Annotated in this window: 13 protein-coding genes and 1 other RNA gene; 2 read left to right on the forward strand and 12 right to left on the reverse strand. The window is 67.9% G+C overall.

Going from position 1 to position 23164, the window contains the following annotated elements; all coding sequences use genetic code 11:
• Nucleotides 1-24 precede the first annotated feature (24 nt).
• The 7 genes from B9N72_RS13640 to rnpB form a co-directional block, all read right to left on the reverse strand.
• Complete coding sequence (locus B9N72_RS13640) at nucleotides 25-753, reverse strand: substrate-binding periplasmic protein (RefSeq protein ID WP_085276863.1); 729 nt, start codon at nucleotides 751-753, stop codon at nucleotides 25-27.
• 255 nt (nucleotides 754-1008) lie between these two features.
• Nucleotides 1009-2286 (reverse strand): phosphoribosylamine--glycine ligase, encoded by a 1278-nt coding sequence (gene purD, locus B9N72_RS13645; protein WP_085276864.1) that lies wholly within the window; start codon nucleotides 2284-2286, stop codon nucleotides 1009-1011.
• A gap of 51 nt (nucleotides 2287-2337) precedes the next feature.
• Complete coding sequence (gene pagP, locus B9N72_RS13650) at nucleotides 2338-2883, reverse strand: lipid IV(A) palmitoyltransferase PagP (RefSeq protein ID WP_234985989.1); 546 nt, start codon at nucleotides 2881-2883, stop codon at nucleotides 2338-2340.
• A gap of 57 nt (nucleotides 2884-2940) precedes the next feature.
• A complete protein-coding gene (gene purH, locus B9N72_RS13655; RefSeq protein ID WP_085276866.1) occupies nucleotides 2941-4518 on the reverse strand; it encodes a bifunctional phosphoribosylaminoimidazolecarboxamide formyltransferase/IMP cyclohydrolase in 1578 nt (525 codons plus the stop codon).
• Nucleotides 4519-4592: 74 nt separating this feature from the next.
• Nucleotides 4593-4829 carry a helix-turn-helix domain-containing protein gene (locus B9N72_RS13660; protein ID WP_085276867.1) on the reverse strand — a complete coding sequence of 79 codons (237 nt, stop codon included), beginning with the start codon at nucleotides 4827-4829 and terminating at the stop codon, nucleotides 4593-4595.
• Nucleotides 4830-4863: 34 nt separating this feature from the next.
• Nucleotides 4864-5892 (reverse strand): tRNA dihydrouridine synthase DusB, encoded by a 1029-nt coding sequence (gene dusB, locus B9N72_RS13665; RefSeq protein ID WP_085276868.1) that lies wholly within the window; start codon nucleotides 5890-5892, stop codon nucleotides 4864-4866.
• Nucleotides 5893-6067: 175 nt separating this feature from the next.
• An RNA gene (rnpB, locus tag B9N72_RS13670) (RNase P RNA component class A) lies at nucleotides 6068-6473 on the reverse strand.
• A gap of 106 nt (nucleotides 6474-6579) precedes the next feature.
• Here rnpB and B9N72_RS13675 point away from each other — a divergent pair.
• Complete coding sequence (locus B9N72_RS13675) at nucleotides 6580-9750, forward strand: bifunctional diguanylate cyclase/phosphodiesterase (protein ID WP_085276869.1); 3171 nt, start codon at nucleotides 6580-6582, stop codon at nucleotides 9748-9750.
• Nucleotides 9751-9887: 137 nt separating this feature from the next.
• Here the strand turns inward: B9N72_RS13675 and B9N72_RS13680 are convergent, their stop codons facing one another.
• Both B9N72_RS13680 and B9N72_RS13685 read right to left on the reverse strand, forming a co-directional pair.
• Complete coding sequence (locus B9N72_RS13680; protein ID WP_085276870.1) at nucleotides 9888-13700, reverse strand: translocation/assembly module TamB domain-containing protein; 3813 nt, start codon at nucleotides 13698-13700, stop codon at nucleotides 9888-9890.
• Between the two features lie 345 nt (nucleotides 13701-14045).
• Entirely contained in the window at nucleotides 14046-15815 is a 1770-nt protein-coding gene (locus tag B9N72_RS13685) for an autotransporter assembly complex protein TamA (protein WP_085276871.1), read from the reverse strand.
• A 155-nt stretch (nucleotides 15816-15970) separates the two neighbouring features.
• Between B9N72_RS13685 and B9N72_RS13690 the strand changes: the two genes are divergently transcribed.
• Nucleotides 15971-16174, forward strand: a complete 204-nt coding sequence (locus tag B9N72_RS13690; RefSeq protein WP_014088666.1) for a DUF3079 domain-containing protein — start codon at nucleotides 15971-15973, stop codon at nucleotides 16172-16174.
• A gap of 427 nt (nucleotides 16175-16601) precedes the next feature.
• On the opposite strand, the gene lpdA is transcribed toward B9N72_RS13690, so the two are convergent.
• The 3 genes from lpdA to aceE form a co-directional block, all read right to left on the reverse strand.
• The gene (lpdA, locus tag B9N72_RS13695) at nucleotides 16602-18377 is read right to left on the reverse strand and encodes a dihydrolipoyl dehydrogenase (RefSeq protein WP_085276872.1); all 1776 of its coding nucleotides are present in this window, start codon (nucleotides 18375-18377) and stop codon (nucleotides 16602-16604) included.
• 113 nt (nucleotides 18378-18490) lie between these two features.
• Nucleotides 18491-20134 carry a dihydrolipoyllysine-residue acetyltransferase gene (gene aceF, locus B9N72_RS13700; protein WP_085276873.1) on the reverse strand — a complete coding sequence of 548 codons (1644 nt, stop codon included), beginning with the start codon at nucleotides 20132-20134 and terminating at the stop codon, nucleotides 18491-18493.
• A 101-nt stretch (nucleotides 20135-20235) separates the two neighbouring features.
• Entirely contained in the window at nucleotides 20236-22902 is a 2667-nt protein-coding gene (gene aceE / locus B9N72_RS13705; RefSeq protein WP_085276874.1) for a pyruvate dehydrogenase (acetyl-transferring), homodimeric type, read from the reverse strand.
• Nucleotides 22903-23164: the final 262 nt, after the last annotated feature.

Here is a 23164-nt window from a genome sequence, read left to right on the forward strand (position 1 = left end):
GGCGTCCCGCAAAACCCGCCCGCTTCAGTGCAGGTAGCGGTCGACGATCTTCTGTATCACGCCCTCCTCGCGCATGCCGCCGAGGCTGGCGTTGAGCGTCTGGATCAGCGCGTCGTCGGTGGACTTGTTGCAGGCGAGATAGAGCTGCACCGTCTTGAAGGTCAGCACCGGGTGGATGCCGCTCTGCTTCTGCTGCGCCACGAGATAGGCGCCCTGGTACTTGCCGGTGGCCCAGTAGTCGATGCGGCCGTCGGCCAGCTTGTGCATGTTGAGCATGTCGGCCGGCACCAGTTCGACGCGGTAGCCGTTGCTCATCAGGAACTGGGCGGTGGCATCGCCGACGTAGCCGCCCAAGAGGTAGGGACGGACGTCTTCCAGCGCGTGCACCGGGCGCGTGTCGTCGTTGCGCGCGAACAGCACCCAGGGGTTGTCGACCAACGGGCCGACCCACTTGAACTGCGCCTCGCGATCCTCGCTGCGGGTGGTGGAGTAGACGCAGGTGGCAGGATTGTCGCGCGCGTTGGTGAAGGCCCACACCCACTGCTGCAGCTCGATGGTGTAGGGCACGCGGGCGCGTTTCATCATCTCGCGCACGATATCGGTCGACAGTCCCACCACGGAGCCGTTCTTGGCGCTCATGTTGTAGGGCGGGTACGACTCGGTGAGCACGCGCAAAGGTTTGGGTGCGGCGCCGGCATGGCCGGTCAGGGCGAACAGCGCACACAGGACGGCGATCAGGTAGCGGCGGGCCATGATAAGCTCCTGTTTCCACACATGATTCAGTATGGCCCATGGCGCGGCGCTGCCAATAAAAAACGGCACCCGAGGGTGCCGTCATGAAACCAGGCGGAAATCGATCCGGAACGTGTGAAAAAAATTCGTCCCACAGGGATTCCCTGCGGTCATTGCCGCAGACCGAGGTCAAAGCGAGAAGCGCAGCTGTACAAGTGGTACAGCGAGCATCGCCGCTTTGAGATCGACCTGCGCAGCAGAATTTTTCACACGTTCTCAGCCGCGCCGGTGCAACGCCTTGCTGCCGATGTCGCGGCGCAGCTGCTTGCCGGCGAAGCGGATCTGGTCGGCCACGGCGTAGGCCTTGCCCTGCGCCATGCGCACGCTGTCGCCCAGGCCCACCACGCACAGCACGCGGCCGCCGTTGGTGACCACGCGGCCTTCTCCATCGAACGCCGTGCCGGCATGGAACACCACGGAATCGTCGGTGGCCTTGGGCAGGCCGTCGATCAGGTCGCCCTTGCGCGGATTTTCCGGATAGCCTTCGGCCGCCAGCACCACGCCCAGTGCCACGCGCCGGTCCCACTCCGCCTCGACGCGGTCGAGCTGGCCGTTGACGCCAGCTTCCAGCAGCACGGTGAAGTCGGACTTCAGGCGCGCCATGATCGGCTGGGTTTCCGGATCGCCGAAGCGGCAGTTGAACTCGATGGTGAACGGGTTGCCGTCCTGGTCGATCATCAGCCCAGCGTAGAGGAAGCCGGTGTACTCGTGGCCGTCCTTCTTCATGCCCTGCACCGTCGGCAGGATGATCTCGCGCATCACGCGCGCGTGCACGTCCGGGGTCACCACCGGCGCCGGGCTGTAGGCACCCATGCCACCGGTGTTGGGGCCTTCGTCGTTGTCTTTGAGGCGCTTGTGATCCTGGCTGGTGGCCATGGCCAGCACGTGCTCGCCGTCGACCATGACGATGAAGCTGGCTTCCTCGCCTTCCAGGAAGTCTTCGATCACCACGCGCGCGCCGGCACTACCCATCTTGTTGCCGACCAGCATGTCGTCGATGGCGGCGTGCGCCTCGTCCAGCGTCAGCGCCACCACCACGCCCTTGCCGGCGGCCAGGCCATCGGCCTTGATCACGATCGGCGCACCCTTGCCGTCGACATAGGCGTGCGCCGCGGCGGCGTCGGTGAAGGTCTCGTAGCCGGCGGTGGGGATGCCGTGGCGCTTCATGAACGCCTTGGCGAAGTCCTTGGAGCTTTCCAGCTGCGCGGCGTACTGGGTCGGGCCGAAGATTTTCAGCCCTTCGGCGCGGAAGGCGTCGACCACGCCGGCGGCCAGCGGTGCTTCCGGACCGACCACGGTGAGCTCGATCTTCTCCTGCTTGACGAAGGCGATCAGCTCCGGAATCGCGCTGATCGCCACGTTGGTCAGGTGCGGGTCGAGTTCGGTGCCGGCGTTGCCGGGCGCGACGAATACCTTGGACACGCGCGGCGACTTGGCGATACGCCAGGCCAGGGCGTGTTCGCGCCCGCCGGAACCGATAACCATCACTTTCATCTGTGTTTCCTCAATCTTTCAATGACGGTGCCCGGACCAGGCCGGGCACGCTCAAAAACCGTAACGGGCGAACAGGAAGACCACGTTGCCGTTGCCTTTGCCGCCGGGGATGTAGGTTCCCATCACCGCCAGCCGCTTGTACTGCACCGAGGCCAGCGGCAACACGCCCGGCACCGGGAAGTGATGCAGGGTGTCCGAGCGGGAGGTGAGGAAGGCGGTAAAGCCGAGCCCGCCCTGCCAGTTCTCGCTGAAGTGGTGGCGGCTCTGATAGGCGTAGCCGGCGATCGGCTCGGGATCGTTGTGCGAGTCGAGAAAGGCCATGGCGTAGAGACCGTGCCAGTCGCCGTCGTCGTCGACCAGACCGCGCCCCAGGCCGAAACCCCAGGCCTGCTCGTTGAACGAGTTGATCTTCTCCCGCCGGTAGGCGCTGCGCAGGTGGTAGGCGTAGCCGGGCAGGTAGACCTCGCCCTGCCCGTCGTTCCACACCTGGCCGACGCGGCGGCAGGCACCGTCGAGCCAGCCGTCGCCACTGCAGTCGAGCGCCCAGGCCGGGACGGCGCTGGCCAGCAGCAGGGCGAACAGGACGGGGCGGCTCATGGTGGTCATGTGCGGCCGAAGCACGCTTCGGCCAACCTTTCTCGTGGTCCGCCGCGCTTAGTGGCGGAAGTGGCGCACACCGGTCAGCACCATGGCGATGCCATGCTCGTCGGCGGCGGCGAACACTTCCTCGTCGCGCATCGAACCGCCCGGCTGGATGATGGCCTTGATGCCCTGCTCGGCGATGACGTCGATGCCGTCGCGGAACGGGAAGAAGGCATCAGAAGAGGCCACGGCACCCTGCAGCGTCAGGCCGGCGTCCTGCGCCTTGCGCGCGGCGATGCGGGTGGAGTCCACACGGCTCATCTGGCCGGCGCCGATACCGGCGGTCTGGCCGTTCTTGCAGAACACGATGGCGTTGGATTTGACGTACTTGGCGACGCGCCAGGCGAACAGCAGGTCGCTCATTTCCTGCTCGGTCGGGGTGCGCTTGGTCACCACCTTGAGTTCGTCCAGGCCGACGTTGCGGATGTCCGGGGTCTGCACCAGCACACCGCCGCCGACGCGCTTGAGCTCGAAGCGGTTGGCACCGGCTTCCAGCGGGATTTCCAGCACACGCACGTTCTTCTTGGCGGCGATGACGGCCTTGGCTTCGTCACTGAAGGCCGGGGCGATCAGCACTTCCAGGAACTGGCCGGTCACGGCTTCGACGGTCTCGGCATCGACCGGGCGGTTGAAGGCGATGATGCCGCCGAAGGCCGAGGTGGTGTCGGTGGCGAAGGCCAGGCGGTAGGCGGTGAGCGGGTCGGCCGCCACGGCCACGCCGCACGGGTTGGCGTGCTTGACGATGACGCAGGCCGGCTGCTCGAAGGTCTTCACCGCTTCCCACGCCGCGTCGGAATCGGCGATGTTGTTGTAGGACAGTTCCTTGCCCTGCAGCTGGCGGTAGTTGGCGATGGAGCCGGCGGCCGGGTCGAGGTCGCGGTAGAAGGCGGCGGCCTGGTGCGGGTTCTCGCCGTAGCGCATGTCCTGCACCTTGATGAACTGGGTGTTCAGGCGGTTCGGGAAGGCGGTGCGTTCCGGCACCCCGGCCAGCGAGCCGGCGGCCAGGCTGGTCAGGTAGTTGGAGATGGCGCCGTCGTAGGCGGCGGTGTGGGTGAACGCCTTCTTGGCCAGCTCGAAGCGGGTGGCCTTGGACAGCTGGCCGTCGTTGGCCTTCAGCTCGTCGGCCAGGGTGGCGTAGTCGGCCGCGTCGGTGACGATGGCGACGTGCGCCCAGTTCTTGGCGGCGGAGCGCACCATGGTCGGGCCGCCGATGTCGATGTTCTCGATGGCGTCTTCCAGCGGGCAGTCCGGGTTGGCGATGGTGGCTTCGAACGGGTACAGGTTGACGCACACCAGGTCGATGTTGCCGATGTCGTGTTCGGCCATCTTGGCCACGTGCTCGGGCAGATCGCGTCGGCCGAGGATGCCGCCGTGCACTTTCGGATGCAGGGTCTTGACGCGGCCGTCCAGCATCTCGGGGAAGCCGGTGTAGTCGGACACTTCGGTCACCGGCACGCCGGCTTCGGCCAGCAGCTTGGCGGTGCCGCCGGTCGACAGGATATGCACGCCGAAGCCGGCCAGGGTCTGGGCGAATTCGAGAACGCCGGTCTTGTCGGAAACGCTGATCAGCGCACGTTCGATCTTGGTCATCGTTAATCTACCACTCAAGGGAGTCATAAAAATCCGAAAGCAGGCGCCCGGTGAGGGAGGCCTGCTTTCCCATTCTAGATCAGGTCGTAACTCTTCATTTTCTTGCGCAGCGTGTTGCGGTTGAGCCCCAGCAACTCCGCCGCGCGCGTCTGGTTGCCCTGGGTGTGCGACAGCACCACCTCGAGCAGCGGTCGTTCCACGCAGGCCAACACCATGTCGTAGATGGCCGAGGGCACCTCGCCGTCGAGATCGCGGAAGTATTGCTCCATGGCCAGCCGTACCGACTGGGAAATATGATCGTTTTTCTGCATGGTTGTTGTTCTGTTTAGTTGTCTGAGCACGGCCTCAGCCCGCCAGGGCCTCGTCCGGGGACGCCTCGGCCTCGACGTACTCGAGGCGCTCGGAGGCGCCGGCCAGCCGGTCGAAATAGCCCGCCACCGCCATCCGCTGCTGCGCGGTGTCTTCCAGCCGGTACATCGCCTGGCGGAACTCGTTGGAGCCGCGCAGGCCGCGCGTGTACCAGGCGATGTGCTTGCGCGCGATGCGGCAGCCGGAGTATTCGCCGTAAAAACCGTACAGCTCGTCCAGGTGCTCCAGGAGCAGCTGGCGGATCTCCGCCACCGTCGGCGCCGGCAGGGTTTCACCGGTGTCGAGGTAATGCTGGATCTCGCGGAAAATCCACGGCCGCCCCTGCGCGGCGCGGCCGATCATGATAGCGTCGGCGCCGGTGTAATCGAGCACGTGGCGCGCCCGCTGCGGCGAGTCGATGTCGCCGTTGGCGATCAGCGGAATCGAGATCGCCTGCTTCACGGCGCGGATGGTGTCGTACTCCGCCGCGCCGTGGTACATGTCCTCGCGCGTGCGGCCGTGCAGCGCCAGCGCGGCGATGCCGCAGTCTTCGGCCAACCGCGCCACCCTGAGCGCTGTCTTGTGCTCGCGGCTCCAGCCGGTGCGCGTCTTCAAGGTCACCGGCACGTCCACCGCCTGCACCACGGCCTCGAGAATGCGCCCCACCAGCGCCTCGTCGCGCAATAGTGCGGAGCCGGCGGCGACGTTGCACACCTTCTTGGCCGGGCAGCCCATGTTGATGTCGATGATCTGCGCGCCCTGCTCGACGTTGAGGCGCGCCGCCGCCGCCATCTGCGCCGGGTCGGCGCCGGCGATCTGCACCGAGATCGGCTCCACCTCGCCGTCGTGGTTGGCGCGGCGCAAGGTCTTGGCGGTGGTCCACAAAGCCTTGTTGGAGGTGATCATCTCGGACACCGCCATCCCCGCCCCCAGTCGCTTGCACAGCATGCGGAACGGGCGATCCGTCACCCCGGCCATGGGCGCGACGATGAGCCGGTTCTTCAGGGTATACGGTCCGATGCGCATCTGGTTTATCAAGGATTTAGCGGCGAGAGGGCGGCATTGTAATGCTTTTTGCCCGGCGGGTAAAAAACATTTTGCCTACTTTTTGAGCAGGCTCGATAGCGATGGAATAAGGGCGCACGTACGTGCCGGCGTGCGCGCCCAGGCGGGTCGAGCGCTGCCGCCTCATGGCATGGGGACGGGGAGTCAGTCGGTAAGCCGGGTTCTGTCGTGGACAGTCATTCCTCTAGGCCGACCATTGCTGGCCGGCTCAAGCAACCTACCCGGGGACAACGCGAGCCACGTTAGCGCCCCCCTATTTGGTCTTGCTCCGGATGGGGTTTAGCCTGCCGTCGCGTGTTGCCACCGACGCGGTGCGCTCTTACCGCAGGCAGGTTTCCCCGCCCGTCCGGCCCGGCTTGCGCCTGACCGGTACACCTTTTCACCCTTGCCTGATCCCTGTTGCCAAGGCCATCGGCGGTTCAGCTCTCTGTTCCACTTTCCATCGCCTCGCGGCGTCCGGTCGTTAACCGGCATCCTGCTCTGCGGAGCCCGGACTTTCCTCCCCGTGCCTGAAGGCACGCGGCGACTGTCTGGCTGACTCCCCGCGTTGCCATTTTACCTCAGAACCCGGCCAAGCCCGAGGGATATTTTCGCGGGCCAGCACCATGAAGAAGGTATAATCCGGCACCCCCCCACCGGTTTTTCCCCATGCAGCTTACCCAGGAGCGGCTGGCGCACTTGCAGCTGGCCGGCACACTGCTCATCGTCTTCCTGCTGGCAGGCAGCCTGACCGGCTATTTCCTGTACAGCCAGGAGCAGGATTTCGCCCGCGCCCAGCAGAAGCAGGAGCAGGAAGTCCTGAAGGACGTCGAGGCCGACCTGCGCGCTCACGGCGAGCAGGCGGCCGGGCTGCTGGAGTCGCTGCGCCATCAGACCGAAAGCACGCTGGAACGCCGCCTGCGCCAGCAGGTCGACCAGGCCTACACCCTCGCCGAGAGCCTCTGGCAACAGCAGCACGACCGGCTGCCGCCCGACCAGCTGCGCGCCCTGATTCGCGAGACGCTGCGCCCGCTGCGCTTCTTCAACGGCCGCGGCTATATCTTCATCGACACCCTGGACGGACGCTGCGTGCTGCTGCCGACGGCGCCGGAACGGGAAGGCCGCTCGCTGCTCGACAACCGCGACGACCGGGGCACCTACATCATGCAGAACCTGCTGCGCGTGGTGAAGCAGCCGTCCGGCGCCGGGTTCACGCGCTATCGCTGGTTCGCGCCGGGCAGCACCGAGATGGCCGACAAGATCGCCTACGCGCGGCGCTTCGAGCGCTTCGGCTGGCTGATCGGCGCCGGCGAATACATCGCCAGCGTGGACCAGGACATGCAACGACAGGGCCTGACCGTGCTCGGCGGCAGCGTGCGCGACCGCAACGACCAGCTGCTGATCCTCGACGCCGCCGGCCGGGTGCTGCTGTTCCCCGGCCAGCCGCAATGGCAGGGGCGCGACTACCGCCAGTTGCCTGCCGCCATCGCCCACTCGCTGGCCCGCATCCTGGAACACGGTCCCCGCACCGCGAGCACTTCGATCATGCTGCCGGGCACGGGCTCGGCCGAGCCGCAGAGCCAGCCGGCCTACGCCCTGCACCTGCCGGGCTGGGGCTGGACGCTGATCAGCACCGCCTCGCTGTCCGAACGCATGCAGGCCGAGCGCCTGAGCCGGCAGCAGTCGCTGCGGCGCGAGCTGGCCGACAAAATCAGCGCCACCGGGCTGATCACGCTGCTGGCGCTCTTCAGCGCGATGTTGTTCTCGTGGTGGCTGAACCGCTGGATCAAGGGGCTGATCGCGCACTATCACCGCGACCAGGAACGCAGCCTGGAGGAACTGGGCGAGCGCTCGCGCGACCTGCAGCTGTCGCGCTTCATGGTGGACCATGCCAGCGACGTGGTGCTGCTGCTCGACGAGGACGGCGCGCCGCGCTACCTCAACGCCGCTGCGGCCGCCTTGCTGGGCGACGATCCGGCCCAACGCGGGCAACGCCTCGCCGCGCTACTGCCGCCGTCGGATCAGCCGCTGCCGCTGACCTACGAAACCGTGCTGGACGACGTGCCGTTCGAAGTCAGCCTCACCAGCATGCAGTACCAGGAGCACGCCTACCGCTCGCTGCGGGCGCGCGACATGAGCCGGCGTCAGCAGGCGGAGCAGCAGCGGCGGCTGGCCGCCAAGATATTCGACACCAGCAGCCAGGCCATCGTGATCAGCGACGCCAGCAACCACATCGTCATGGTGAACCGCGCCTTCACCGACATCACCGGCTACTCGGAGCAGGAGGCGATCGGCCGGCAGCCGTCGCTGCTGTCGTCCGGGCGTCAGCCGCCCGCCTTCTACCAGAAGATGTGGCAGCAGCTGGCGCAGCGCGGCCACTGGGCCGGGGAAATCTGGAACCGGCGCAAGGACGGCACCATCTACCCGGAATGGCTGAGCATTTCGCTGCTCCGTGACGAGGCGGGACAGGTCAGCCACCACGTGGCGCTGTTCTCCGATATCAGCGAGCGCAAGGAACAGGAAGCCCACATCCGCCATATGGCCGAGCACGACTTCCTCACCGACCTGCCCAACCGCGCGCTGATCCACGACCGGCTGGCGCAGGCCATCCGCGCCGCCGCGCGCCAGAAGAACCGGCTCGCCGTGCTGTTCCTCGACCTCGACCACTTCAAGAACATCAACGACACCTTGGGCCACGCCCACGGCGACGAGCTGCTCAAGCAGGTGGCGCAGCGCCTGCAGCACACGGTACGCGGCAGCGACACCGTGGGCCGCAATGGCGGCGACGAGTTCGTGCTGATCCTGCCCGAGCTGGCCTCCCCGGCCGAGGCGGCGCAACTGGCGCAACGCCTGCTCGACGACCTGCGCCGGCCGTTCCAGATCGACGGGCAGGCGCTGGCGATCAGCACCAGCATCGGTATCAGTCTCTACCCCGACAACGGCAGCCAGCTGCAGGAGCTGCTGGTCAGCGCCGACCTGGCGATGTACCACGCCAAGGCGCAGGGTCGGGGCCGTTACCAGTTCTTCACCCCGGAGCTGAACGCCCAGGTGGCGGAGCGGCTGACGCTGGAAAACCACCTGCGCCAGGCACTGGAACGGCAACAGCTGCACCTGGTGTACCAGCCGCAGTTCGCCATCGACCGCCGGCGCCTGGTCGGCTGCGAGGCGCTGCTGCGCTGGCAACACCCGGAGCAGGGGCTGATCTCGCCGGCGCGCTTCATCCCGCTGGCGGAAGAGACCGGCCTGATCGTGGAGATCGGGCGCTGGGTGCTGGACGAGGCCTGCCGCCAGGCCGCCGCCTGGCTTGCCGCCGGCACTCCGCTGCGGGTGGCGGTGAACGTCTCGGCCCGGCAGCTGGGCCAGCCGGATTGGCTCGCCGAAGTCGAGGCGGCGCTGGCGCGCCACCGGCTGCCCAGCTGCTGGCTGGAGCTGGAAGTGACCGAGAGCACGTTGATGGAGGACGCCGAGCAGGCGGTGCGCCACCTGCAGGCCTTCAAGGAACGGGGCATCCACCTGGCGGTGGACGATTTCGGCACCGGCTATTCCAGCCTGACCTACCTCAAGCGCTTCTCGCCCGACCTGATCAAGATCGACCGCGCCTTCGTGATGAACCTGCCGCACAACCGCGACGACGCCGCCATCGTCAGCGCCATCGTGCAGCTGGCCGAGGCGCTCGGCATGCAGACCCTGGCGGAAGGCGTGGAAAGCGAGGAACAGCTCGACTTCCTGGCCCAAGCCGGCTGCGACGTGGTGCAGGGCTACCTCACCGGGCGGCCGCAAAACGCCGCCGAGCTGACGGCGCTGCTGGCCACCAGCCGCGGCCTGGAGCCATTTCAGTAGTCGAGCGAGCCAAAGCAGGTTGAGCACCGCCAGCGCACCGGAACCGGAAGGTACATACGGTAGATACGGATTCCGTATCGCTGAGCGAATTACTGCCGGCGCTCAAGAGGCAAAGGCACCGCCGAGTAATGAAAGGCTCAATCGAAGCGTAGCGTGTAACGCGTCTCCAGCGAGGCGGTGGTGCCGGCGCGCAGCACCAGCGACCAGCCTTTGGACAACTGGTAGGACATCTTGAGCGCCTGGCTGGCGCTGGCGATGCCGTATTCGTAGCCGAGGTAGAGCGTGCGCGTCAGCTGCCGCCCCACCGTCACCACCTGCTCCGCCGGGCTCACCGTGCCGTCGGCCAGGGTCTTGCCTTGCTGGTTGACCAGGCCGAGGTCGTCGAACAGGCCGATGCGGTCGTTGATGGTCCCGGCCAGCAGCGCCCCGGCGGCGGCGGCCAGCGAGGCGTCGTCGCTGCCGCCCACCGAGGCGCGCCCGAGCACCAGCCAGGACAGCTTGTCGCGTTCCGACAGCGCCTCGTCGGCGATCAGGCGCACGCTCGGCGCGGCGACGCTGCCGCCCACTTCCACCCCGGCCCCGACCGGCGACAGGCGACGCTTGGCACGCACGTTGAGCGCCGGGTTGTCGAGCGAGCCGGTGAAGGTGATGGTGCCGTATTCGATGTCGAGGTCCTGCCCGTAGGCCTTGTAGCGTCCCTTCACCACGCGCACCTGGCCGCGCGCCGCCGGCGCCTCGCCAGGCGCGGCGCTGACGTGCACCACCCCGCTCAATTCCACGTCCAGCCCCTGCCCGGTGAAACGGAAGCGCTCGCCCAGATCGAGGTCGAGGCGCACCGTCACCGGCAGCGTCGCCAGCGCCGACGGCGGCGGCGCCTCGCGCCCGACCACATGCACGTCGTCGGACAGCTGCGGCGTGCCCTGCTTGGGCAATTCCACCCGCCCCTGGTCGGCGCGCAGGCGTCCGCTCAGCGTGAGCTTGTTGTCGACGAACAGGATGTCGCTGTCGCCGGAGACCACCAGCCGGCGATTGGGACGGTCGAACACGCTGAAGCGCTTCAGGCTCAACTGCACCGTGGCGTCGGGACCGCGGTCCTTGAGATCCAGCGCGCCGCTCGCCAGTGCCTCGCCCTCGCCGCTGGCGAAGCGCAGCCGGTCAAGCAGCAGGCGGCGCCCGTCCAGGCGCGCCTCCAGCACGCCTTCGGCCAACCTCAGCCCGGTCTTGCGGTCGGCGAACAGCAGCCCCTTGCCGTCGAGGCGGCCGTAGGCCAGCGGCGCAGCAAGCGGGCCGCTCAGAGTAACGTTGGCCGCGAGCTGCCCGCCCAGCTCCAGGCCCGGTCCGGCCAGCGCCTTCAGCGCCGGCACCTCGAGCTGCAGGGTGGCGGCGAGCGGGGTGCGGCCGTCGATACCGCCCGCCAGCGGCAGCGCGCCGTTGCCGCTGGCGTTGAGGTAGCGGCTCTGCAGCTGCAGCTCGAGCAGGGCGCGGTTGGCGTCGAGGCGCAGCCCAAGCCGGCTGGTGCCGAGCTCCAGCGCCAGCGGGCGGCCGTTGCTGCCGGGCAGCCAGACGTCGCCGCCGACACGTTGCAGGTTGAGCTGGCCCTGTGGCACGCCGCGCCCGGACAACGCCCAGTCGCCGGACACCACCAGTGTCTGCTGCACCGGCAGCGCCAGCAGCGGCGCCAGTTCGGCGAGGCGGAGACCGGCCGCCCGGCCGCGCGTGTTCACCAGGCCGCTGGCATCGCGGCGCAGCTGCTGCAGTTCGACCTGCCCCCCCAGCATGGCCAGCCGTGCCGCGCCCAGCTCCAGCCGCTGCGGCCCCACGCTCAAGCTGGCCGGGGCGAGCAGCGTCAGGCCGGGCTGGCCGGCCAGCTGCAGCGTCTCCAGCGTGCCCTGCCATTGCGTGGAACCCGCCGCCAGGCCGCCGTTGGCACGCAGCGCCAGGGCATAGGGACGCTGCTTGAGGTTGAGCCGGCCATCCAGCTCGATACGGTGGCGGTTGCGCTGGCCGACGGCGTTGAGGCGCAACGTGCTGGCGCCGAACTCGCCCAGCCGCAGCTGCTGGGCGGCGAGCTGCACGCGGAACGGGCTGGCGGCATCGGCCTGCAGTTCGCCCGCCAGCGTCAGCGCCTCGACGCCGACGCCGCCCGGCAGCGCCAGCCGTTCCGCCTTGAGGTTGGCCGACAGCAGCGGCAATTTGGGCGTGCCGGCGAGATCGAGCTGGCCGCCGATGCGGCCGGCGAAGCCCGGCCCCAACAAGCGCAGGTTGGGGGCATCGATCAGCAGTTTCAGCCGGTCGCCCGCCGCGCCGTAGGCGCCGGCGGCCTGCAGGCGGTTGTCCGCCAGGCGCAGGTCGGCGTCGAGACGCTTGAGACGGCCCGGCTGCAGGTCCAGCTCGGCGCGGCCGCCGAGCGGCGCGCCGGAGAGCCGGCTCGGGGCGAACTGCAGCCGCACCGTGGCGGCGAGCGGGGCCGCCAGCTGTCCGCGCGCCGTCAGCCGGGCGTTGAGGTCGCCGGCCGGCGCCCCCTTGAGAAAGCGTGCCGGATCGGCCTTTTCCAGTGCCCCGGACAGTTCGAAGCGGCGCGCCTGCTGCAGCTCGACGCGGCCACTCAGGGCCAGCCGTCCGCCGCCGGCGGTCAGTTGCAGACGCTCCAGCCGCAGCGCCTGGGCCGCCCCCTGCTCCCGTGCCAGGCGCGCCTCCAGCGCCAGCTGCCGGCTCTGCAGCGCCGCGCTCAGCGTCGGCTGCGCCGGGGTCCCGCCCAAGGTCAGCGTGCCACCCACGGTCTGGTCCGGCGCGCTGGCGTGCAGAGCGCGCAGCGCCACGTCCTGCAGCCGCGCCGTGAGCGCCAGCGCCTGCGCGTCGAGGGTCCCGCCCAGCGCCACCCGGCCGCCGCCGGCCAGCTGCGCCTGCAGCGCGTTCAGCGTCAGGCGTTCGTCGCGCACGCGGAACTCGCCGGCGAGGAAGGCCAGCGGCAGCTGCCCGGCGGACAGCGCGCCGACCTCGCTGTTGACCAGCGACAGCCCGCCCGCCACCGTGGCGCCGGCGGCCGGCTCGGCGTGCACCGCGAAGTTGAGCCGCGCCTTGGGCCAGGATGGCTGCAGCGCCTGGGGATTGACGCCGCCGACGCGCACGTCGAGGCGGCGGAAACGGTTCAGCGCCGACGCGGCGAACGGATCGAAGCGTCCGGACACTTCGGCCAGCAGCCCGCGTCCGGCAACGGTGCCGCGGGCCTGCAGATCGGCCAGGCTGCCCGCCAGGGCAAGGTCGGCCTTGATCGCCACCTGCTCCAGCGTGCCGCGCGCCGCCAGCGTGCCGGAGAGCGCAAACGGGCGGGCATCGGCCAGCGTCAGCGCCGCGCCGCCGCCGCCCCACGGCGAGTTCAGCCGCGCCAGTTGCACCTGGTGCCGCCCCCCCTGGTAACGGTAGGCGCCGGCGACGTCGTACAGGCGCACGTCGCCCGGCTGCAGTGTCAGGCTGGCGAGCGAGAAGCGGTCCAGCACCACCGTCAGCGGCAGGGCCAGCGACGCCGGCAGTTGCGGCGGCGCGGACGGCGCGGCGGCCAGGCTGGTCAGCCGCACATTCCCCAGCTCCAGCCGCGTCAGGTGCAGCGTGCGCCGCCACAACGCCGAGGGCTGCCAGTCGAGGCGCAGCCGCTCCACCTCGAGCCGCTGCGCCGGGCTCTGCCAGCGCACGCGCTGCAGCTCGAAGCCCTGCCACAGCGTGCCGCGCACCGCGCCCACGCCGAGCCGGCCGTGGCTGAGCTCGGCGGCGGTGCGCCAGGCCCAGGCAAAACCCTGCTCGCTGGCCGTGCCCCAGCCGGCCAGCGCCGCCAGCGCCAGCAGCAGCGCCAACACGCCGCCCGCCAGCCAGCGCAGCGGCCGCCCGCCGCGGTGCGGCGGCGGGTTGGCCGAAACCGGAGCGTCGTCAGGAGAATCGAGATGCGCTTGCGTCATGGTGTGGTTTCGAAACGTTTCAGCATTTGTCCCTGGAGCTTGCAGAAGAAATCGTCCCACAGGGATTCCCTGCGGTCATAAGCCGCGGCTCCAGGCTGATGCGACCCTGAAAAAAGATCGAAAGGCTCAGCCGTACACGTGGTGCGGCGAGCATCAAAGGAGCAGCCTGGAGGGGCGCAGTAGATTTATTCACCCGCCCTCAGAACCTGCTCAGGATCTGTCGCGAGCGGCCCTCAGCGGGGTGAAGAGCAGCACAGGAACCGGAATGTACACACAGTACATGAGGATTTCGCGCAACGCATGAGCCCCGATCAGGGATCGCTCAGCAAGATCATGAGCAGGTTCTCAGAAGGCCAGCCCCAGGCTCAGATACCAGCGGATGCCGCCGTCTTTCTGCGCCTTGGCGATATCCAGCGCCAGCGGAGCCACCGGGCTCATCCAGCGCAGGCCGACGCCGTTGCTGTGCTGCAGCGAAAAATCCTGCCAGCGGTCGGCGGCGTTGCCGGCGTCGTGGAACAGCGCCACGGACCAGTCGCGGCTGACCGGGATCTGATATTCCAGGCTCCCCACCGCCATCACCCGCCCGCCCAGCACCGAGCCGTCCGGCCCGGGCAGGCCCAGGCCGAGGTAGTCGTAGCCGCGCACGCTGGTGGCGCCGCCGGTGCGGAACAGGCGCGAGGTCGGCACGCGCTCGGGGTTGTTGCTGAACACTTCGCCCAGCTCCAGTCGGCTGACCAGCGTGCCCCACTCCTTGCGCGGGGTCCAGTAATGCACCAGCTTGCCGTAGCCGCGCACGAAGGCGGCGCTCGACAGCGTGTCGCCCAGCGTGCTGGAGAGCTGCAGGTCGATCAGCGTGCCGGAACGCGGACGGCGCACGTCGTCGAGCTGGCGCCGCGTCCAGCCGTAGCTCACCAGCAGCGCCTTGTTGTCGCGGTTCAGCACGTCGGCCACGCTTTCCTGCTCCAGCAGGTACTCCAGGCCGATGCGCGATTCGATCGCGCCGTTGCTGCGGATGCGCCACAGCCCGCCCTCCAGCGCATCGGTCTTCACCCCCTGCACGTCGCTGTGCTTGAAGGCGGCGTTGACGCTGTGCGAGTAGCCGTCGGACTGGCGCGGAAAGCTCAGGCCGAACTTGAGCGCCTGCTCGCTCGGCTTGTGCTCCAGCAGCACCGAACCGATGTAGCCGCGCTGGAACAGGTTGTAGTGGTCGTAGCCGATACGCGCGCCGAGTCCCTCGTCGGCCTCGTAGGTCAGTCCCAGCGTCAGCTTCTGGCGCGGCAGCTCCTCCACCGCCACGTCCACCGGGACACGGCCGTCGGCGATGCGGCTCATGTCGGTGCTCACCACCACGCTGGAAAAGTACGGCGACTGCTCCAGCGCCGACTGGTAATCGAGCAGCCCCTGCAGGGTGTACGGCGTGCCGGGGCGGAAGCGCGCCATGCCGGTGACCACGTCCTCGGGATAGCGCTTGAGACCGCTCACGGCGATGTCGCCGAACGCCACCGGCGCGCCGCTGTCGAGCTCCACCGTCAAGGTGGCGCGGTGCGTCGCGGGATCGACGTCGGCACGGCTGGTGGCAATCCTGGCCAGCGGGTAGCCGTCGACCTGCAACTGGCGCAACAGCACGCGCTTGCCGCTCTCCCACTCGGCCTGGCGGAAGCGCGCCGCGGTCGGCAGCGGCCACAGCTCGAGCGCGCGCGCCAGCCGCCGCGGGTAGTCTTCGGCCAACCTCACCGGCCCGGAGAGGCGCAGCGTGACGTCGTCGATCAGCACCGGCTCGCCCGGTTCCACCACCAGGCGGTAGCGGCGCGGCGTGTGGCTGTCCTCGTCGAGACGCACCTTGGCGGAGAAGTAGCCCTCGGTCTCCAGCAAGCCCTGCGCCTGCCCCGGAGCCTCGCGCCGCAGCGTCTCCAGCTGCGCCTCGTCCATCTCCGGCTCGTTCTGGCCGGCCACCAGATCGAGGTGCTCGCGCAGCAAGACCGCAACCTCGTCCGGCGCGTCGATCGCCACGCTGTAGGGCAGCGCCGCCCAGGCCGGCGCGGCGCCAGCGAGCACGGCGGCCAGCAGCATGGCGCGCGCCAGTGCGGCCAGATGGGGATGGGTGGTGAACGTCATGCGCCTCATGGTAAAGAAAGCCCGCGCAAGGGGCGAGCCCCGGCGGGGCGTCGATGGCGGAAAACCCTGCTCCAGATCAAGGAATAACACGGAGCTGGATGCGAAAATGGCGACACCGCCCCAACGGCGGCCCCCTTCAGTGTAGGTAGCTCATCATGGCAAAAAAGTTTCCCTTGCATCCCGCGCACCCCGAGCGCATCTGCTGGGGCTGCGACAAGTATTGCTCGGTCGACGAGTTGCGCTGCGGCAACGGCTCCGACCGCACCCAGCACCCGATCGAACTGTTCGGCCCCGGCTGGGCCGAGCCGGAAACCGACAGTAACGACTTCACGGCAACCACGCCGCCCGCCGCGCCCTAGCCCGGTCATCCACGGTTTCCCCGCCGCATTGCGGCCCCGACAGAGCCCCCGGCGACACCGCCTGGCGACGCGCAAAAACCAGCTGGGCAAGGCCGGCACAGCGCAGGTTGTGCCAGCTCCGCCGCACCAGCGTCCCCTCCTGACGCTCTCCGCCATCGCCCTGCTGGCGGTCGCGCACGCGGGCCCTCTCCCGGCACGCCGCCGCCCCGGCGGAGCCTGACCAACGGCGCACGCCACCAAAACAAAGGCGCTGTCGACCTGATGCGTTGCACCCTCCGCTACGCCCGCGCTTTCAGGCTATCTGCCCAAACCCAAAGGCGGCGCGGGCTTGCCGTGTACACAGAGCGATTCTCAACACATCATTCCGGCCGGGCCAAAACAAAAGCGGCGGGATTGCCCGCCGCTTTGTCGTTTGCTGCCGCTACGCTTACTTCTTGCGCTGCGGCGGCAGGTCGGTACACGTGCCGTGCGCCACTTCGGCGGCCATGCCGATGCTCTCGCCCAGGGTCGGGTGAGCGTGGATGGTCTTGCCGATGTCGGTGGCGTCGCAGCCCATTTCGATCGCCAGGCAGATTTCGCCCAGCATGTCGCCGGCGTGGGTGCCGACGATGGCGCCGCCGATCACCTGATGCGTTTCGGCATCGAAGATCAGCTTGGTGAAGCCTTCGTCACGGCCGTTGGCGATGGCGCGGCCGGAGGCGGCCCACGGGAACACCGCCTTCTCGATCTTGATACCGTCGCGCTTGGCGATTTCCTCGGTCACGCCGACCCAAGCCACTTCCGGATCGGTGTAGGCCACGCCCGGGATCACGCGGGCGTCGAAGTAGGACTTGCCGCCGGCGCAGTTTTCCGCCGCCACGTGCGCCTCGTGCACCGCCTTGTGCGCCAGCATCGGCTGGCCGACGATGTCGCCGATGGCGTAGATGTGCGGCACGTTGGTGCGCTGCTGCTTGTCCACTTCGATGAAGCCGCGGTCGGTCACCGCCACACCGGCGTTTTCGGCCGCGATCAGCTTGCCGTTCGGCGCGCGGCCGGCGGCCACCAGCACCAGGTCGTAGCGCTGCGGCTCGGCCGGGGCCTTGGCGCCTTCAAACGTCACGTAGATGCCGTCGTCCTTGGCCTCGACCGCCACGGTCTTGGTGCTGGTCATGATGTTGTCGAAGCGGTGGGCGTTCATCTTCTCCCACACCTTGACCAGGTCGCGGTCGGCGCCCTGCATCAGGCCGTCCAGCATCTCGACCACGTCCAGGCGCGCGCCCAGGGTCGAGTACACCGTGCCCATTTCCAGGCCGATGATGCCGCCGCCGATGATCAGCATCTTCTTCGGCACGGCCTTCAGTTCCAGCGCGCCGGTGGAATCCACGATGCGCGGGTCCTGCGGGATGAACGGCAGGTTCACCACGCGGCTGCCGGCAGCGATGATGGCGTTCTTGAACTTGATGGTCTGCTTGGCGCCGGTCTTGGCCTGGCCCGCGCCTTCGGTGGTTTCCACCTGCAGGTGATGCGGGTCGAGGAAGGAGCCGACACCGCGCACCACTTGTACCTTGCGCGCCTTGGCCATGCCGGCGAGACCGCCGGTGAGCTTGCCGATGACCTTTTCCTTGTAGCCGCGCAGCATGTCGATGTCGATTTCCGGCTCGGCGAACTTGATGCCGTTGGCGGCCAGGTGCTTCACTTCGTCGATCACCGCCGCGTTGTGCAGCAAGGCTTTCGACGGGATGCAGCCGACGTTCAGGCAGACGCCGCCCAGGGTGGCGTAGCGTTCCACCAGCACCACGTTGAGGCCGAGGTCGGCGGCGCGGAAGGCGGCGGAGTAGCCCCCCGGGCCGGCGCCCAGCACCAGCACGTCGCATTCGATGTCGGCGCCGCCGGCGTGGCTGGCGGCCTGCGGGGCAGGCGCCGCCGCTGCGGGAGCAGCGGCCGGAGCCGGCGCGGCGGCCTTCGGCGCTTCGGCCGTGGCAGCGGCGGCCTCGACGATGGCGATCACGTCGCCTTCGCTGATCTTGCCGCCGACGGCGACCTTCAGCTCGACGATCTTGCCGGCGTGGCTGGCCGGCACTTCCATGGTGGCCTTGTCGGTTTCCAGCGTGATCAGCGAGTCTTCCACCGCGACCACGTCGCCGGCCTTAACGAACACCTCGATGATGTCCACGTTGCTGTGGCCGCCAATGTCCGGGACTTTCAGTTCGATCAGATTGCTCATGGCTATTCATCCGTAGGGCGGAAGCCCCGCAGGGGCGTTCCGCCGATATTCAGCTCGCTCGCAAACAGCAGGCGGAACACCCCGGCAGGCCGGGGCTTCCGCCCTACGCGTGATTACAGAATCAGGCGGCGCACGTCGGACAGCAGCTTGCCCAGGTACACGGTGAAGCGCGCTGCGGCGGCGCCGTCGATCACGCGGTGATCGAACGACAGGCTCAGCGGGCACATCAGGCGCGGCGCGAAGTCCTTGCCGTTCCACACCGGCTTGATCTGGCTCTTGCAGACGCCGAGGATGGCCACTTCCGGCGCGTTGACGATCGGCGTAAAGCTGGTGCCGCCGATGCCGCCCAGGCTGGAGATGGTGAAGGTGGCACCCTGCATGTCGGTCGGCTTGAGCTTGCCTTCGCGTGCCAGCAGCGACAGATCGGTCAGTTCCTTGGCGATCTGCTTGATGCCCTTCTGGTCCACGTCCTTGATCACCGGGACCACCAGGCCGTTCGGCGTGTCGGCGGCAAAGCCGATGTGGTAGTACTGCTTGAGCACCAGATTGTCGCCGTCAAGCGAGCTGTTGAAGGTCGGGAACGCCTTCAGCGCCTCGGCGGCAGCTTTGATGATGAAGGCCAGCGGGCTGATCTTCAGGCCGGACTTTTCCCATTCCTTGCCGATCTGCTTGCGGAAGTCTTCCAGCTCGGTGATGTCGCACTCGTCGTTGAACGTCACGTGCGGGATCATCACCCAGTTGCGCGAGAGATTGGCGCCGGAGATCTTCTGGATGCGGCTCAGCGGCTTGGTTTCGATCGGGCCGAACTTGGCGAAGTCCACCTTCGGCCACGGCAGCAGGTCGAGACCCACGCCGCTGCCGCCCGCGGCCGGAGCGGCGGCCGGCGGCGCGCTCAGCACGCCCTTGACGTAGGCCTTGATGTCGGCCTCGACGATGCGGCCCTTGCGGCCGGAGCCCTGGACCTTGCCCAGGTCGACGCCCAGTTCGCGCGCGAAGCGGCGCGCCGACGGACCGGCGTGCGCCTTGCTGAAGGCGGCCTCGTCGATCTTGGCGCTGGCGGCCGGCGCCACGGCGGCGGCCACCGGGGCCGGAGCCGGAGCAGCGGCCGGAGCGGGTGCCGCGGCAACCGGGGCGGCAGCGGCAGCCGGAGCCGCCGCCACGTTGGCCGAAGCCGCGCCTTCCACCACCACGATCAGGTCGCCCTGGCTGACCTTGTCGCCCACCTTGACCTTCACTTCCAGCACCTTGCCGGCGGCGGTGGCCGGCACTTCCATGGTGGCCTTGTCGGTTTCCAGCGTGATCAGCGAATCATCGATGGCGATCACGTCGCCCGGCTTCACCGTCACCTCGATGACGTCGACGCCGTTGTGGCCGCCGATGTCCGGCACGGCGATCTCGACGCGGCCGGTGGCGGCCGGCGCCGCGGCGGGGGCGGCTGCCGGAGCGGGGGCGGCTGCCGGAGCAGGCGCGGCAGCGGGGGCCGGAGCCACGGCCGGAGCGGCCGCTTCAGCGGCGCCGGCGGCTTCCACCAGCGCGATCACGCTGCCTTCGCTGACCTTGTCGCCCACCTTGACCAGCACCTGCTTGACGACGCCGGCGGCGCTCGCCGGGACTTCCATGGTGGCCTTGTCGGTTTCCAGCGTGATCAGCGAGTCGTCCAGCGCCACGGTGGCGCCGGGCTGGATGAACAGTTCGATGACGTCGACGTTCTCGTGGCCGCCGATGTCGGGTACTTTCAATTCGATGAGATTGCTCATGGTTGCTTTCTCAAGTGCGGCGGGACGTCAGCACGACGCCCCGCGTCGATTCGGTACGCGGAGCAGGGGGAGAGCCGTGCCCTCCCCGTGCATTCCCCCGGTTACACCTTCCAGGAAGGCTGCTTGTCGGCTTTCAGGCCGTACTTGGCGATCGCCTCGGCCACCTTGTCGGTGCCGATCTTGCCCTCGTCGGCCAGCGCCTTGAGCGCGGCCACGGCGACGTAGTAGCGGTTCACCTCGAAGAACTCGCGCAGCTTCTGGCGGCTGTCCGAGCGGCCGAAGCCGTCGGTGCCCAGCACCACGTAGCGGCCCGGCACGTACTCGCGCACTTGGTCGGCGTAGTTGCGGATGTAGTCGGTGGCAGCGATGGTCGGGCCGTCGAAGCCTTCCAGCACCTCGGTGACGTAGGGCTTCTTGGCCGCTTCGGTCGGGTGCAGCAGGTTCCAGCGGGCGGTTTCCATACCGTCGCGGCGCAGCTGGTTGAACGAGGTGGCGCTGAAGATGTCGGAGCCGATGCCGAAATCGCTGGCCAGCAGGTCAGCTGCGGCGATCACTTCGTTGAAGATGGTGCCCGAGCCCATCAGCTTGACGCGCAGCGCGCCGTCGCCGACCGACTTGAACTTGTACAGGCCCTTGAGGATGCCCGCTTCGGCGCCGGCCGGCATGTCCGGATGCGCGTAGTTCTCGTTCATCACCGTCAGGTAATAGAACACGTCCTGCTGCTCGACGTACATGCGGCGCATGCCGTCCTGCACGATCACCGCCACTTCGTAGGCGAAGGTCGGGTCGTAGGTCACGCAGTTCGGGATCAGGCCGGCCTGGATGTGGCTGTGGCCGTCTTCGTGCTGCAGGCCCTCGCCGTTCAGCGTGGTACGGCCGGCGGTGCCGCCCAGCAGGAAGCCGCGGGCGCGCAGGTCACCGGCGGCCCAGGCCAGGTCGCCGACGCGCTGGAAGCCGAACATCGAGTAGTAGATGTAGAACGGGATCATCGGCACGCCGTGGTTGGCGTACGAGGTGGCGGCGGCGATCCAGGAGCTCATCGCGCCCGGCTCGTTGATGCCTTCCTGCAGGATCTGACCTTCCTTCGATTCCTTGTAGAACATCAGCTGGTCGTGATCCTGCGGCACGTAGTTCTGGCCCCAGGTGTTCCAGATGCCGAGCTGACGGAACATGCCTTCCATACCGAAGGTGCGCGATTCGTCCGGCACGATCGGCACGATGTGCTTGCCGATCTGCTTGTCCTTGACCAGGGTGCCCAGCATGCGCACGAAGGCCATGGTGGTGGAGAACTCGCGGCCGCCGGAGTCCTTGAGCAGCGCGTCGAAGGCGGACAGTTCCGGGATCGCCATCGGCTCCTTCACCGGGTTGCGCGCCGGCAGGTAGCCGCCCAGCGCCTTGCGGCGGGCGTGCAGGTACTGCATTTCCGGGCTGTCGTCGGCCGGCTTGTAGAACGGCACGCTTTCCAGCTGTTCGTCACTGAGCGGGATGCCGTAGATGTCGCGGAAGCGGCGGATGGAGTCCATGTCCATCTTCTTGGTCTGGTGCGCGGTGTTCTGCGCTTCACCCGAGTGCCCCATGCCCTCGCCCTTGATGGTCTTGGCGAGGATCACGGTCGGCTTGCCGTTGGCGTTGTGGCAGGCATCGTGGTAGGCGGCGTACACCTTGCGCGGATCGTGGCCGCCACGGTTGAGCGCCCAGATCTCGTCGTCGGTCATGTCGGCGACCAGTTCCAGCAGTTCCGGGTACTTGCCGAAGAAGTACTGGCGCACGTAGGCGCCGTCTTTCGACTTGAAGGTCTGGTAGTCGCCGTCCACGCATTCCATCATGCGCTTCTTCAACAGGCCGGTCTTGTCCTTGGCCAGCAGGGCGTCCCACTTGGAGCCCCAGATCACCTTGATCACGTTCCAGCCGGCGCCCTGGAATTCGCCTTCCAGTTCCTGGATGATCTTGCCGTTGCCGCGCACCGGGCCATCCAGGCGCTGCAGGTTGCAGTTGATCACGAACACCAGGTTGTCGAGGCCTTCACGCGCGGCCACGCCCATGGCGCCCAGCGATTCCGGCTCGTCCATCTCGCCGTCGCCGCAGAACACCCACACCTTGCGGTTCTTGGTGTTGGCCAGGCCGCGGTCGTCCAGGTACTTCATGAAGCGCGCCTGGTAGATCGACATCAACGGGCCCAGGCCCATCGACACGGTCGGGAACTGCCAGAAGTTCGGCATCAGCCACGGATGCGGGTAGGAGGACAGGCCGTTGCCGTCGACTTCCTGGCGGAAGTGCACCATCTGGTCTTCGGACAGGCGGCCTTCCAGGAAGGCGCGGGAGTAGATGCCGGGCGCGGAGTGGCCCTGCACGTATACCAGGTCGCCGCCGTGGCCGTCGTTCGGGGCGTGCCAGAAATGGTTGAAGCCGGTTTCGTACAGCGTGGAGGCGGACTGGAACGAGGCGATGTGACCGCCCAGGCCCATGTCGTTGCCCTTGTTAGCCTTGACCACGGTGGCCAGCGCATTCCAGCGCACGATGTTGCGCAGGCGCTCTTCCACGGCCGGATCGCCGGCGAGCGGCGCCTGGCGGTCAAGGGATACGGTATTCACGTAGGGGGTGGTGGACCCCAGCGTCAGATCGACGCCACCATCGCGGGAGCGTTCGACCAGATGCTCAAGCAGGTACTGGGCACGTTCGATACCTTCGTTTTCGAGTACCGATTGCAGTGCATCCAGCCACTCTTTCGTCTCCAACGGATCGATATCGTCAGGGAAGGTTGCAGCCATCTCTCATCCTCACATCTGGTTTTCTGGGGCGCCGCTCAGGGCTGATCCCGCTCTATCGTCATCCGGCTCAGGAATGAATCGACTTCGCCGGAGTTGGTTTGAAAATGAACATTAACAGAATCGAAATTTTCATTTCCGAACAGTTTGTTCATCAGATTCGCAGTGTAAAGCTTGCCCTGTTCGTAAAGGAATAGGCAATCAGGGATTTCCTGCAAATTATGCGGGTCGAGTTGAATTGCTGCGATGCACGATGTTGTTTTTT

Origin of the sequence: Pseudogulbenkiania subflava DSM 22618 (genome assembly GCF_900177275.1) — a bacterium.
Taxonomy (GTDB): Bacteria; Pseudomonadota; Gammaproteobacteria; order Burkholderiales; family Chromobacteriaceae; genus Pseudogulbenkiania; species Pseudogulbenkiania subflava.